This is a genomic window from Micromonospora sp. CA-248212, assembly GCF_050948405.1.
GTDB lineage: Bacteria > Actinomycetota > Actinomycetes > Mycobacteriales > Micromonosporaceae > Micromonospora.
This window is the reverse complement of record NZ_CP192023.1, coordinates 1,255,370-1,267,751: the sequence shown is the minus strand read 5'-3', so window position 1 is coordinate 1,267,751 and position 12,382 is coordinate 1,255,370. Positions and strand designations below refer to the sequence as shown.

Annotated in this window: 11 protein-coding genes; 9 read left to right on the top strand and 2 right to left on the bottom strand. The window is 70.2% G+C overall.

The window, feature by feature from the left end:
- Positions 1-170: 170 nt before the first annotated feature.
- The 8 genes from ACQP03_RS05970 to ACQP03_RS05935 all read left to right on the top strand — a co-directional run bounded on the left by ACQP03_RS05970 (position 171) and on the right by ACQP03_RS05935 (position 10,107).
- A complete protein-coding gene (locus ACQP03_RS05970) occupies positions 171-1,475 on the top strand; it encodes a sugar transferase (RefSeq protein WP_357128029.1) in 1,305 nt (434 codons plus the stop codon).
- 138 nt (positions 1,476-1,613) lie between these two features.
- Positions 1,614-2,885: a hypothetical protein gene (locus ACQP03_RS05965; protein ID WP_357127634.1), complete on the top strand. Its 1,272-nt coding sequence runs from the start codon at positions 1,614-1,616 to the stop codon at positions 2,883-2,885.
- Between the two features lie 58 nt (positions 2,886-2,943).
- Positions 2,944-3,738 (top strand): glycosyltransferase, encoded by a 795-nt coding sequence (locus ACQP03_RS05960; protein ID WP_433460483.1) that lies wholly within the window; start codon positions 2,944-2,946, stop codon positions 3,736-3,738.
- Entirely contained in the window at positions 3,735-4,829 is a 1,095-nt protein-coding gene (locus ACQP03_RS05955) for a glycosyltransferase family 4 protein (RefSeq protein ID WP_357173058.1), read from the top strand. The genes ACQP03_RS05960 and ACQP03_RS05955 overlap by 4 nt, the downstream gene beginning before the upstream one ends.
- A complete protein-coding gene (locus tag ACQP03_RS05950) occupies positions 4,826-6,295 on the top strand; it encodes a hypothetical protein (protein ID WP_357127640.1) in 1,470 nt (489 codons plus the stop codon). The genes ACQP03_RS05955 and ACQP03_RS05950 overlap by 4 nt, the downstream gene beginning before the upstream one ends.
- Complete coding sequence (locus ACQP03_RS05945) at positions 6,283-7,194, top strand: glycosyltransferase family 2 protein (protein WP_357127643.1); 912 nt, start codon at positions 6,283-6,285, stop codon at positions 7,192-7,194. Before ACQP03_RS05950 ends, ACQP03_RS05945 begins: the two co-directional genes overlap by 13 nt.
- Positions 7,194-8,063 (top strand): glycosyltransferase family 2 protein, encoded by an 870-nt coding sequence (locus ACQP03_RS05940; protein WP_433460480.1) that lies wholly within the window; start codon positions 7,194-7,196, stop codon positions 8,061-8,063. Before ACQP03_RS05945 ends, ACQP03_RS05940 begins: the two co-directional genes overlap by 1 nt.
- A 16-nt stretch (positions 8,064-8,079) precedes the next feature.
- Entirely contained in the window at positions 8,080-10,107 is a 2,028-nt protein-coding gene (locus ACQP03_RS05935; RefSeq protein ID WP_433461134.1) for a DUF7657 domain-containing protein, read from the top strand.
- A 7-nt stretch (positions 10,108-10,114) separates the two neighbouring features.
- Here ACQP03_RS05935 and ACQP03_RS05930 read toward each other — a convergent pair whose 3' ends face one another.
- Both ACQP03_RS05930 and ACQP03_RS05925 read right to left on the bottom strand, forming a co-directional pair.
- The gene (locus tag ACQP03_RS05930) at positions 10,115-10,753 is read right to left on the bottom strand and encodes a hypothetical protein (protein ID WP_433460478.1); all 639 of its coding nucleotides are present in this window, start codon (positions 10,751-10,753) and stop codon (positions 10,115-10,117) included.
- Complete coding sequence (locus ACQP03_RS05925) at positions 10,699-11,412, bottom strand: hypothetical protein (protein WP_433460476.1); 714 nt, start codon at positions 11,410-11,412, stop codon at positions 10,699-10,701. Before ACQP03_RS05925 ends, ACQP03_RS05930 begins: the two co-directional genes overlap by 55 nt.
- A gap of 126 nt (positions 11,413-11,538) precedes the next feature.
- Between ACQP03_RS05925 and ACQP03_RS05920 the strand changes: the two genes are divergently transcribed.
- Positions 11,539-12,381 (top strand): MurR/RpiR family transcriptional regulator, encoded by an 843-nt coding sequence (locus tag ACQP03_RS05920; protein WP_357173055.1) that lies wholly within the window; start codon positions 11,539-11,541, stop codon positions 12,379-12,381.
- Position 12,382: the final 1 nt, after the last annotated feature.

The following is a 12,382-nucleotide window of genomic DNA, read 5'->3' as shown; positions in this document are numbered from 1 at the left end:
CGCCGGTCGCCGAGGGGCCGCTCGAGTTGCCGGGCGACGGCGCCCGGCTCTTCGGCGCCCCGCCAGTCCCGCACACCCGCGAGCCGGAGGCAACCGGGTCGAGCACCACCGCCGTGCTGCCCTACGCCCGGTCCCGGACGTCGTCGCGCATCCGATGGGCGCGCGCGTGGATGATGACGGCGCCGGTGGATGCCGTGGCGCTCGTCGCACCGCTGTTGCTGAGCCACACCTATTGGCGCGGGACGCTCGCCAACGCCGTCCTGACGGTGGCCTTCTTCGCCGCCGGCGGCCTCTACCGACCCCGGCGGCACGTGAGCATCCTCGACGAGCTGCCCGGCCTGTGCGGGCGGCTACTGGCCTCCGCGGCCGTGGTGGCGATCATCGCGGCGGAACGCCACTCCTCGGTGGCGTACGTGGGCGGCTTCATGCGGGGCGTCGCGCTGTCGGCGGGGCTCGTTATCCTCGGGCGCGCGACCAGCCGGGCGTTCATCGTCCTGTCGCGCAGCCGTCGTTGGATCGAGCACAACGCGATAATCGTCGGCGGCGGGCCGATCGGTGTCGAGCTCGCTCGGCTGCTGCGCCGCTACCCGCAGTACGGTCTGCGGTTCGTCGGCTGCGTCGACGCGCCGTCGCGTGCGGGCAGCGGGGTGCTTCCGTTGAGTGGCACGCTCTCGGACCTCGATCACCTCGTCCGGTTGTTGGAGTGCGAGGTGCTGGTCATCGCCGACCCGGACTGTCCGGAGTCCACGCTCATGGAGACGCTGTTGCGTCCCCGTAGTTCCCGTTGTGACCTCTGGGCGGTGCCGCGCCTGTGGGGATCGCGATCGCACAGCGGCTATCCGGACCACATCGGCGCGTTCCCGATCGTCAAGATCGCGGACATCTCCCTCACTGGTCCCCGCTGGGCGATCAAGCGCGCATCGGACATACTGTTCGCCGCGGTCGCCCTGCTCCTGTTGAGCCCGCTGCTGCTGCTCTGCACCATCGCCACGTTCGTCGACGGCGGCCCGGGGATCTTCTTCCACCAGGAGCGGATCGGCCGGTACGGCAAGCCGTTCAAGGTCATCAAGTTTCGGTCCATGCGACCGGTGGACGAGCAGGAGTCGCAGACCAACTGGTCGATCGCCCACGACCAGCGGGTCGGGCCGATCGGTCGGTTCATGCGCCGAACCTCGCTCGACGAACTGCCGCAGCTGTGGAACATCCTGCGCGGCGACATGAGCGTGGTGGGTCCCCGGCCCGAGCGGCCGCACTTCGTCGAGAAGTTCTCCGCCGAGTACCCGACGTACGCGGCACGCCACCGCGTCCCCGTGGGCCTCACCGGACTCGCGCAGGTCAGTGGCCTGCGCGGAGACACGCCGATCTCTGACCGGGCGCGGTTCGACAACTACTACATCGAGAACTGGTCGCTCTGGTTGGACGTCAAGGTGGTGCTGCGGACGGTCGCGGAGGTGTTCCGTGGCGGCGGTAGGTGATCTGCCGAGCCTGACGCCGGAGGGTCTCCGGTCGACGCCGGTACGGCGGTTGCGGGTGCCGAACCGTTCGGGTAGACAATGCCAGCGGCGTGGACCTCGTCGTACCCGCCTGCGCGGCACACCGTTCTGGGGAGACGAGTGAAAAGCGTTTCGTCGTTTCACGCCGAGCGGTCGTCGCCGAACGACCCCGACCCGGAACGCTCCCCCAACGTACCCGCACCCGGCTTGCTCCGGCGGCTGTTCGCACCGGAGCGCCTCTACATCGCGGCACTGGGGCTCACGGGCCTGGCGGCGGTCGTGTCGGTGGCGCTACCCGCCGCCGAGCGCGGCGAACTCTCCGCCAACATGGTGAGCGCAACGTTGGGCGCGGCCGTCGGCGGGCTGTCGCTGGACACCTTCCTGCTGTCCCGTCCGGCCGGGTGGGTCCTCTCCCGTGGCCGCGTTTGGGTCCTCGCGATGCTCGTCATCTCGGTGCTTCTCTCCGCTGTCGCCGCCGCGCTGCTGACGGCTCTGGGCGGAATCGGCAGCTACCTGATCGGCGTGGGCTCCGCCGCGGCTCTGACCGTGTTCAACACGGTCTCGTCGATCGCGTTGCGACAGAAGGGCTTCCTTGTCGTCTACTCGATGCGGGCGGCAAGCGGGGCGGTCCTGGTCGGCGGTTACCTCGCGCTCTACGCCGCCGGGCGCCTCGACGGCGACCTGTGGAGCATGGTCTGGCTCGCGGTCCAGTGGGTCGGCGCGCTCGCCGTGTGCGTCCTGGTGCTGGGGATGGTCCGGCGCGTCGGCCCCGCGCCGGCACCGACGGCTGACGCTCTGGACTACCGCTCCGACCTGCGCGCGGTCGGCAACCTGCACACCGGAATCTTCGCGCAGATGATGACGCTGCGGTTCAACCAGATCCTGGTGGCCAGGTTCGTCGGTGCCGGTCCGCTCGGCGTGTACGCCCTGGCCGTCGCGGCGTTGGAGTTCGCACAGGCCGGTGCGGTGGTGCGCGCCCAGCGGATCCTCGCCGAGCGGGACGTCGACGCGACGACACACCGGGCCGGCCCCGTTGTCCGGGCGGCGGTCCCGGTGGCCTTGGCGGCCGTGGCCGCGCTGGCCGTGTTGGGTTTCCTGCGGCCGGAGTACCGGTACGCCTGGATCCTGGGGCTCTGCCTCCTGCCGGGGACGCTGGCCGCCGCGGCCGGCAAGACCTGGAGTTCCCTGCTGTTGAAGAAGCGTGGCGAGAAGGCGACGACGGTCGCGGCGGTCAGCACGCTGGCCGTCGCGATCACCGCCTACTTCGGGGTCATCCCCTGGGGTGGCGTGGTGGGAGCCGCGCTCGCCTCATCGCTCGCCTACGGCGTGCACGCCTTCATCTCTCGTGCGAGCCTGCGCCGGTCGCGGCCGCGAAGTCCTGGGACGGTTTGAGTTGGATGTCTCCATTGTGGTCCTCGCCTGGGAAGACTACGACCGCACACGTGCCTGCGTGCTGTCTCTGCCCCGCGAGGCGGAGATCGTCGTCGTCGACAACGGAAGCTCCGAGGGTATCCGACAGGCGCTGAGCGAGTTCTGCGCGCAAAAGGGCGTCCGCTACGTGCAATCCGGCAGCAACCTCGGCTACGCGAGAGGGATGAACCTGGGCGTCCGGCACACCACCAGGACGAACGTCATCCTGTCGAACAACGACATCATCGTGCACGAGGGCGCCGTCGAGCGCCTGCTGGAGGCGTTGGACGATCCAGCCGTGGGTGCGGCCTTCCCGGGTGTCGTCACCCCGTCGGGCGTCGCGCAGACGGAGGGCGGTCGCTTTCTGAGCGTGCCCGTCGGGCTCGCGCACGCCACCGGCCTGAGCTTCGTCCTGCCGAACCTGCGGATCATCGCGGAGCCCGCGAAGGCCGACTGGCTGACCGGGCCGTTCGTGGCTCTGCGGCGAAGCACCCTCGACGCGATCGGCGGCGTCGACGAGACGTCCTTCTTCTACGGCGAGGACATGCGCCTCTGCTGGGCGGTGCGGCAGCGGGGCCTGCGCCTGGCGTACCGGCCCGACGCGGTAATCATGCACGAGGACGACGCCACCGCCAAGCGGCGCTGGACCGAGGAGGAGATCTCCCAGCGACGGACGCGCGAGTTCATCCGGGCCACCCGGCAGATGGCCGGCTGGCGGGGTCGGGTCGCCAGCGCCGCCTTCGTGGTGGGGGTGCTGCTGCGGGCGGCCGTCGGGCCGAATCCGGTGCGCCGAGCCATCGCCCGGGGCGCTGTCGAAGGACTACGTTCCCGATGAAGGTGTTGTTCGTCTGCACCACCGGCGGCTCCGGCCGGCGTCAGTTCGGCGGCGCCGAACGGATCCTGACGGAGATCATCCCCGCGCACGCGCGGACCGGAGTCGACGTCATCGCCGCCACCTCCGACGACGAGGTGGGCGCCTCCCTGCGGGAATCCGGAGTTCCGTGGGTCGACATCAGCGCGACCAGTCGGGTCGACCTGGGGTACGCCCGGGCGCTTCGGCGTCTCGTCGACGAGGTCAAGCCCGACGTGGTCTGTGCTCACCTGCTGTCCGCGGCGATGCACTGCCGGGCGGCGCTGGCCACCGAGCGCCGCGGTACGCCTCTGGTGGTCACCATGCACACCAGCCTGTGGCAGTTCCGCGACACGGCACCCTCGCTGAAGCGCAAGGCCAGCATCCAATCCAACATCACCCTCGACCTCGTCATGCGTCGTCTGCGTCCGCACGCGAGCGTGGCCGTCTCAGAGTTCGAGGCTGACGAGCTGCGCAACCGTGGCCAGGTCCAGGACGTCCACCTGATCCCCAACCCCCTCCCGGCGACCTGGCCGGCGTCTGCACCGCCACGGATGCCGGAGGGAACCCGTCCGCTCGTGGTGGGCTACCTGGGCCGGGTGGAGCCCGAGAAGGGCGTCGACCTGATACCCGACGTGGCGTCGCTCATGGCGGACGCCACCTTCCAGGTCGCCGGCAGCGGAGCGCTGGCGCTCGCTCCCCGACCGAACCTGGAACTCGTCGGCCGGGTCGATGCCGCCGACTTCCTCCGCCAGATCGACTGCCTCGTCGTACCGTCCCGGGTCGAAGCCTTCGGCCTGAGCGCTCTCGAGGCGATGTCCCTGGGCGTACCGGTGGTCCACTCGGGCGCGGGAGGTTTGGCCGAGGTCACCCGACACGCGGCCGGAACGCTGGCGTTCCAGAGCGATCTCACACCCTCGTCGATAGCCGCCGCGATCCGCCATGCCGTCGGAGCGACGACTGCGGAGCAGCGGAGCGCCGTCGCGGACTGGTACGCGAAGGAGTACGCCTTCGACAGGTGCGTCCAGCGGTGGCAGAGCCTGTACCGGTCACTCCTCACGAGGAACGCAAAATGATCATTCAGAAGTACCTGACCGTCGGGCTCTGGGCGGCCGCGGTCGCCGTCGTCGTACCGCTCTTTTTGGTCAACCCGGCAGCCGGGGTGGTGGCGGCGTTCGCCGCCGTCGCGGTCATCGCGGTGCGGTCGGCCATGTGGCTCGCGGTCTGTTCCGCCGCGTGGGCGCTCGTCTTCCTCGCGGTGATCACGGTCCCGGGGCCGTACGACTCCCCGGCGGGCCGCGCCGTCATCCCGGTGCTCGGGGTCTTCGTCGCCTGTTTCCTCGCCGCCTGGTACGCCGGTCGGCGGCTGGCCGAGCGGGGCCGGCCGGCCGCCGCCGTGGAGCCGCCGGCGGGGCCGCCACTGTGGTGGATCCAACCAGCGGGGCAGGACCGGCTCGCCAGCCCTTCGTTCGGCCGCGCGAACCGGTCGACCCGGCCGACACTGCAGTGGCCTGCCGACCGCCGCCTGACCGGCTTCCTGCTGGTCGTGCTGCTCATCGCGATCATCGGAGGCGCGCTGAAGTTCGGCGGTGAGGTGCCTCCACTCTTCGCCGAGAACCCGGACGTCGCCCGAGCCGAACTGGGCCTCCGGTCGAACATCGTGGTGGGTCTGCTCGCGGAGGCGTGGACGCTCGGTATGGCGATCTCACTGCTTCGGGCGCTCAACGGCAGGAGCGAGGCCCGCTGGCGCTACCTGCTCCTGGTCGTGGTCTTCACGTTCGGGGCGGCTCTGGGCGCCAGCAAGAACTCGGTCCTGGTCGGAATCGTGCCGGCACTTGTCGCCGCGCTCTCCACCCGGCGCGAGTCGGGCGGGATGAGTGCCCGTCAGCGGCAGGTCGCTGCTCTGGTGGTGGTCCTGGTCGGCCTCGGCGTGGTGGGCGGCGCGGTCTACCTCGGCGGGCAACGCACCCTGGCCGGCACCGGCACCTTCGAGGACCAGTTTCGGGCCCAGTACGGCGGCAACCCGATCTACACGAGCGTCGGATCTCTGGACCTGTCGCTGAGTTCTTCGGTGGAGACGTTCGGACGGCTCTGGGAACACCGGGAGGAGTACGACCCGGCATGGGGTCGTTACTCGCTGACCTTCACCGGCTCGGTGGGCGAGCGACTCCTCGGACCGGTCGACCTCTACAAGATCACCGGTGGGCTCAGTCAACCGTTCTACATGAACACCGCGACCTTCGTGGCGGTGCCGTTGATGGACTTCGGGCCGGTCGGCGCAGGACTCGTGCTGGCCCTAACCGGGCTCGTCGTCGGCTTCGCCGAGCGTCGGCTCAGCGACACCAACAGCCCGGCGCACCACATCGGACGCGCCTTCCTCATCTACTACGCCACCTTCGGCATCTACGAGTTCTACCCGGTCATCCAGCCGTTCTGGCTCTCTCTCGTGCCCGGCATCGTGGCGTTCTACCTGGTCAGCAACCCGTCCAGGCTGGCGATGCCGGCCTGGCCCAAGGTGGTGATGCCGACATGGAAACGCTGACCGTCGTCACGGTGCTCTACCGGTCCGCCGGCATGCTCGCCGACACGCTGCCGACCTGGGTACGCAGTGCCGACCGTCTCCCGGTGCGGTTCCTCTTCGCGGACAACTCGCCGGAGGACGGCTGCCGGAAGGTCATCGCCGACTGCCTGGACGACGACCGCTACGACTACCTGCCCGACGCCTCGAACCCAGGCTTCGCGACCGGTTGCAATCGGGCGGTGGCGCAGACTGCCACGAGCCACGTCCTCCTGCTGAATCCGGACGTCTGGCTGCCCGAGGACGCGCTGAAGCGGATCTGCGCCGCCATGGCCGAGACGCCCGCGCTGCCGATCGCGGTCGGTCTGGCGATGCACGGCGGCGAGTACGTCGGCATCGACCTGAACCCGATCTCGCTGTTCATCGATCGCCCGGCATCCGCGGTACGGGGGCCGTTGGGTCCGTCGGGTGGCGCGGCCGTCTTCCCGACCGAGCTGTTCCGTCGGTTCGGCGGCTTCCACGAGCAGCTGTTCGCCTGGGGTGAGGACGCCGACCTCGCCTTCCGTCTCTACGCGTCCGGCGTGCGCACACGTCGGTCGGAGCTGGTGCTGCCGCACGCCGGAGGCCACAGCGTCGAGGGCGACCACAAGCTCCAGGCGTTCCGCGCCTTCCTGCTCGCCCGCAACCGGCTCATCGTCGCGGCGCGCACCTTCACCTGGCCGTTGATGATCGTCGCGACACCCGTGCTGGCCCTGGCGCACCTCGCGCTGGCCGTACGCCGGGCACGACAGGGCCTGCTGCGGCCCTTCCTGCGGGGAATGGGCGAGGGCCTGCGTGGAGGGCTGCGCGCCCGACGCCAGTGGCAGGGCGACCGGTTCGGTTTCGCCGCCCTGTTCAGCTACTTGACAGTTCGGAGAGCGTGATGACAGGACGTCGCTGGAGTGTCGTGACGGTCACCTACAACTCGGCGGAGACGCTGCGCGCGTGCTGGCGCGGCGATGCCCGGCCGTACGAGTGGATCGTCGTCGACAACTGCTCCTCCGACGATTCGGCCGGCGTAGCCCAGGAGATGGGCGCCCAGGTCATCCGCCTGCCGGAGAACGTCGGCTTCTCCCGCGCCAACAACATCGGTCTGCGCCAAGCGGCGGGCGAGTACGTCCTGTTCGCCAACCCTGACCTCGAGATCACTTCGACCGAGGGCTTCGAGGTGCTGCGGCGGCACCTCGACGCGCACGGCGGCCTGGCCGCGCCGCAACTGCTCTCCTCGGACGGCGTCGTTCAGCCCAACGGCCGTGGCTTCCCCTACGCCACCGCCAAGCTGGGCAACCGGAAACTGTGGCCGTTGTCCCGGCTGCACGCCTCGTACCGGATGACGGCCGAACCGGGCACGGCGGTCTGGGTGGCCTGGGTCATGGGTGCCGCGGTCGCCGCACGGACCACCGACTTCATCGACCTGGGCGGCTGGAACGAGAGGTTCTTCCTCTACTACGAGGACCATGAGCTCGGTCTGCGCGCCTGGCGCAACGGGCTCCCTGTGGCGCTGCTCGGCGACGTGCGGTGGACACACCACTGGGGCCGGGCGACGAACTCGTTCCGCTGGTCCCGGGCGCACACCCTGGAACTGCGCAGCGCCCGGACGTTCTTCGGCATGTTTCCGGAGTTCCTGACGGGACTGCCGCCGGCACCACGCCGGCATCGGCAGGCGGCGCGGCTGGTCGGTTCGCCGGTGCCGGTCGTGGACGACAGCGCGGCCCAGCCGGTGAACGCGCCGGGCCAGCGGGCGACGACCTGAAGGGGGCGCGTTGGCAGTGACCACCGCCGACGCTCGGGACACCTGGGCGGTCCCGCCCGGCAGCCGCGACCGGGTCGCGCGGCTCGGCCGGAGCTTCGTCCGCGGCATCTGGTTCTTTCCGGCCCTGCTCACCGTCCTGTTGACGTTGCTGACCGTCCTGCAGATCAGCGGGTCGTCGATGGGCGTCTACCAGTCGATGCTGTACGGCTCGCAACCGGACGCGAACCTGCTGCTCAACGCACCGCAGCCGATCCGATCGGACGAGTGGGCCGTCAACACCCAGCTGACCATCGCCCAGGACGCCGCCGGCTACCCCCGGATAAACCCGAACATGGGTCAGGGCGCGGACGTCTCCCTGGTCGTGGACGTGCCGTACCGGGACTGGTCGGCGGCTTTCAAGCCGCACAACCTCGCGTTCCTGGTTCTTCCGCTCGACTACGCCTTCGCGTTCAAGTGGTGGCTGATGGCGGTGCTGCTCATCCTGAGCGCCTACTTCTTCGTCCTGGTGCTGATGCCGGGCCAGCACTGGCTAGCCGCCGGTCTCTCGTCGACACTCTTCTTCAGCCCGTTCTTGCACTGGTGGTACCAGTACATCACCCTCGGGCCGCTGTACTACGCACTGTTCATCGCGACGGTCTTCGTCCTTCTGCTGCGGTCGACCCGCCTGCTCGCCACCGTCGCCTGGGCGGCGTTACTGGCGTACCTGCTCACGTGTTTCGCGCTGGTCCTCTATCCGCCCTTCCAGATTCCCTGTGCCCTGGCGCTTGCCGCGTTCTGCGTGGGCCATCTCGTCGAGCGGTACACCGTGCCACGAAGTCCCATGCTGCGCCCGCTGGCCTTCGTGGCGGCGGCGCTCCTCGTCGCCGGCCTCCTGGTCGGGCTCTTCGTCGGCACCCGGCTGGACGCCATCAACGCGGTGCTGCACACCGCCTACCCGGGGCAACGGCTCACCCGAAGCGGCGGCTTCGACCTGGCCCACCTGCTCTCTGGACACACCAGCTTCGGCCTGGAGTCGGGCAGATCAGCGGCGCAATACAGCATTCCGGACAAGGGGCTGACCAACCAGAGCGAGAACTCCAACTTCCTGCTCATGCTCCCGTACCTGTGCGTGCCGTGCCTCTATCTGCTGTACCAGTCGTACCGCGCCAGACGCGTCGTCGACTGGCCGCTGCTGCTCGTCAACCTCGCATTCCTCGGAGCACTCGTCCGGCTGTTCGTACCCCATCTCGACTTCTTCGGCAGGCTGCTGTATCTGGACCGGGTGCCGCACACGCGATTGCTCATCGGCATCGGCCTGCTCAACTTCATCGGGCTGGTGCTGTTCGTCCGGCGGCTCCGCGACCAGCGGTCGACTCTGCCGGGGCGCACCGTCATCATCGGTTACACACTCGCGCTCCTGCTCGTCCAGGCGTTACTCAGCCTGCACGTGGCGCAGACATCCCCCGGCTTCCTGGGCCTCGGCGGCTTCGTCCTGTCCCTCGTCCCCGTGCCGTTGGTCGTCCATCTGGCACTGCGCCGCCGCTTCGTCTGGGCGACATCGGTTCTCCTGGCGTTCTCGGTGGCCATGACGGCCTTCATCCATCCGCTCTACCGGGGCACCGCCACGTTGACCCAGACGCCGCTGTCCCGATCCATCCGGGCCATCGCCGCCGAGGATCCGGATGCCGTGTGGGCGGCGGAGGTGGGCATCGTCCAAAACTTCCCCACCATGAACGGCGCCCGGTCACTGTCCGGTGTCTACGCGTACCCGCAGCTGACGTTGTGGCGGACCGCCGACCAGCAGGGCCAGCAGGAGTACATCGTCAACCGCTACGCGCACGTCTGGTTCACCTTCGACCGGAACCCCGCCGTCATGTCGACGACCACCTTCACCCTCACGGCGCCGGACCACTTCCGGGTCAACACCGAGCCGTGCGGCCCCTTCCTCCGCCAGCATCGCGTCAAGTACCTCGTGACGGGCACCGAGATCAACGAGTCGTGCCTGAAGCTGCGGGCCACGGTCCGCTATCCGGAGGCCACGTTCCTCATCTACGAGTTCTGGTGAACGGCGGTCAGCTGTTCCGATGCCACAGATCGCGCAACGCGTCCCAGTTGCCGGCGATCCCGGCCTCACACGGGGTCTCGAAGTACACCGCGCCCAGCCGGTCGTCCCGGTCCCACCAGATGCCGCACATGACCGGCCCGTTCCCGGGGTCGCCGGCGTACTCGACGTAGCTGCCGGTTGCTCCGCTGGAGCCACCCGTGGTCCGCGCGCCCTGCCTGATCCCCGGTGAGAGGGTGCCGGCGAGGAAGGCGAGCTGCTCACGGTAGGCGCGTGCGGCGTCCTTCGTCGTCGTGGACTCGAAAAGTGCGAAGTGGACGAACACGTTGCCGTACCGACAGAAGACATGCCGCTTCTCGTCCTTCGGCAGCTTCGGACCGCCGGCCTCCCGGTCCGAGGCGCAGTCGCCCATCCGGGCGAGCCAGGGCTCGGCGAGCGGCACCAGATCGGGGTCGAACTTCGCCTTGTTGAGGGCGTACTGGGTCTTCTCGAACAGCGGCACCGGAGGGCTGGCCGCAGGCTGCGTCTCGGGCTTCGTGTCACCACCGAGGGCACCGCCACCGAGGAGCCCGGCGCCGGCGGCCACCACCGCGGTCAGGACGAGGGCACCGACCCACAGGCCGGTCCGACTCCGCGGCGGGCGCGCCACCGGGGCGATCCGCCGTCCGCCCGAGGACGAGAGCGGATCGAACGACGGGATCGGTGCGGCGTTGGAGGCGTACGCCGGGGACTGCGGCGCGGCCTTTGCCGGCGTCGGCGCGGGGAGGCCGGCGCTGCCGACACCGGTTGCGGGGACGCGGACACCGGCTGCCCGGAGACCGGGTTGGCGTGCACCGCCCACGGCAGCTGCGGCGGGTACGCCAGGAGTTCCGGAGCGCCGGAGACCGGGCTCGGCGGTCCGCTGGCCTGCTGCGGCACACCGGACACCGGCGGCGCGGAGACGGGCGGGGAGGAGGCAGGCGGGGCCGACGTGGGCGGGGCGGAGACCGGCAGGTCGGGCACGGGCTGGTAGTCCATGCCGAGGCTCTGGAAGAGCCGCTGCGGCGCGTGCCCCTCCTCGGCCCGGTAGGCCACCCACGGGTGGGCGGCGGACAGGTCGGCGTCCGCGTAGCGGTGACCGCCGACGGCCTGCGCCAGCGCGTTGGCCGCGTTGCCGAAGGCCACCCGCCAGCGCTCGTCGGACGCGGCCACGCCGTCCAGCACCGCCACGGTGGCGAACTGACCCTGCCCGTCCACTGCGGCCCAGGCCTTACCAACCTGGCACGCGCCCAGCATGTGCGTGTACCTGTAGGGGCTCTCCGGCTGCATGCCACTCCTTAGCTCAACCGCCGTGGATCCTACAGAGGTGTCGCCATCTCAGCGTGCCGCCCGCCGGCGGAGCGGCAGGGTGCGGCGCCCTTGCCTACTGAAAGTTTTCATGCATAGAGTCACGGTGTGAATGAAGGAGCGACGGCCGAGCAGGTCCTCGACCTGTTCGACGGGGTACGGCTCACCCCCACCCAGCGCCGGATCGCGCACTGTCTCGTGCAGCACGCGCCGACCGTCGCGTACCTCTCCGCCGCGGAGGTCGCCGAGCTGGCCGGGGTCAGCCAGCCCTCGGTCACCCGATTCGCCGTCGCGCTCGGCCACGACGGCTATCCGGCGCTGCGCCGCCGCCTGCGCGACCTCACCGCCAGCACGACCGGCGGCCCGGCGGACACCGCCAACGAACTCCAGCAGGCGGTACGCGCCGAGATGGGCAACCTGGACCGGTTGGCCGGACAGCTCGCCGACACCGGCCGGATCGCCGAGACCGGGCGGCTGCTCGCGTCCAGCCGGCCGCTGCCGGTGCTGGGCCTGCGGGCCGCCGCGCCGCTGGCCGCGTACTTCGCCTACTTCGCCGCGAAGGTCCACCCGGACGTGCGGGTGCTCAACGACGGCGGCAGCCTGCTCACCGACCGGCTGGAGCAGGCCGCCGAGGCCGGGGCGTCCGCCGTGCTCGCCTTCGTGCTGCCCCGCTACCCCCGGGAAACCCTGGACGCCCTGCGCGACGCGCGTGCCGCCGGGCTGACCGTCGTGGCGATCACCGACTCGCCGGTCAGCCCGGCCACCGAACACGCCGACGTGGTGCTGCCGGCCGCCGTCGGCGCCCAACTCGTCTTCGACCTGCACACCGCCCCGATGACCCTGGCGATGGTCCTGTTGCAGGCGATCTGCGACGCCGCGCCGGCCGACACCCAGCGCCGCCTGGAGGCGTTCGAAGCCTCCGCGGCCCGCCGACAGTTGTTCCTCGGATGAG

What these genes read in the sequence shown, in the direction of transcription:
- ACQP03_RS05950 (WP_357127640.1), top strand. Translation starts at nt 4,826, where the DNA reads ATGATCATTCAGAAGTACCTGACCGTCGGGCTCTGGGCGGCCGCGGTC.
- ACQP03_RS05925 (WP_433460476.1), bottom strand. Translation starts at nt 11,412, where the DNA reads ATGCAGCCGGAGAGCCCCTACAGGTACACGCACATGCTGGGCGCGTGC.
- ACQP03_RS05945 (WP_357127643.1), top strand. Translation starts at nt 6,283, where the DNA reads ATGGAAACGCTGACCGTCGTCACGGTGCTCTACCGGTCCGCCGGCATG.
- ACQP03_RS05970 (WP_357128029.1), top strand. Translation starts at nt 171, where the DNA reads ATGATGACGGCGCCGGTGGATGCCGTGGCGCTCGTCGCACCGCTGTTG.
- ACQP03_RS05955 (WP_357173058.1), top strand. Translation starts at nt 3,735, where the DNA reads ATGAAGGTGTTGTTCGTCTGCACCACCGGCGGCTCCGGCCGGCGTCAG.
- ACQP03_RS05940 (WP_433460480.1), top strand. Translation starts at nt 7,194, where the DNA reads ATGACAGGACGTCGCTGGAGTGTCGTGACGGTCACCTACAACTCGGCG.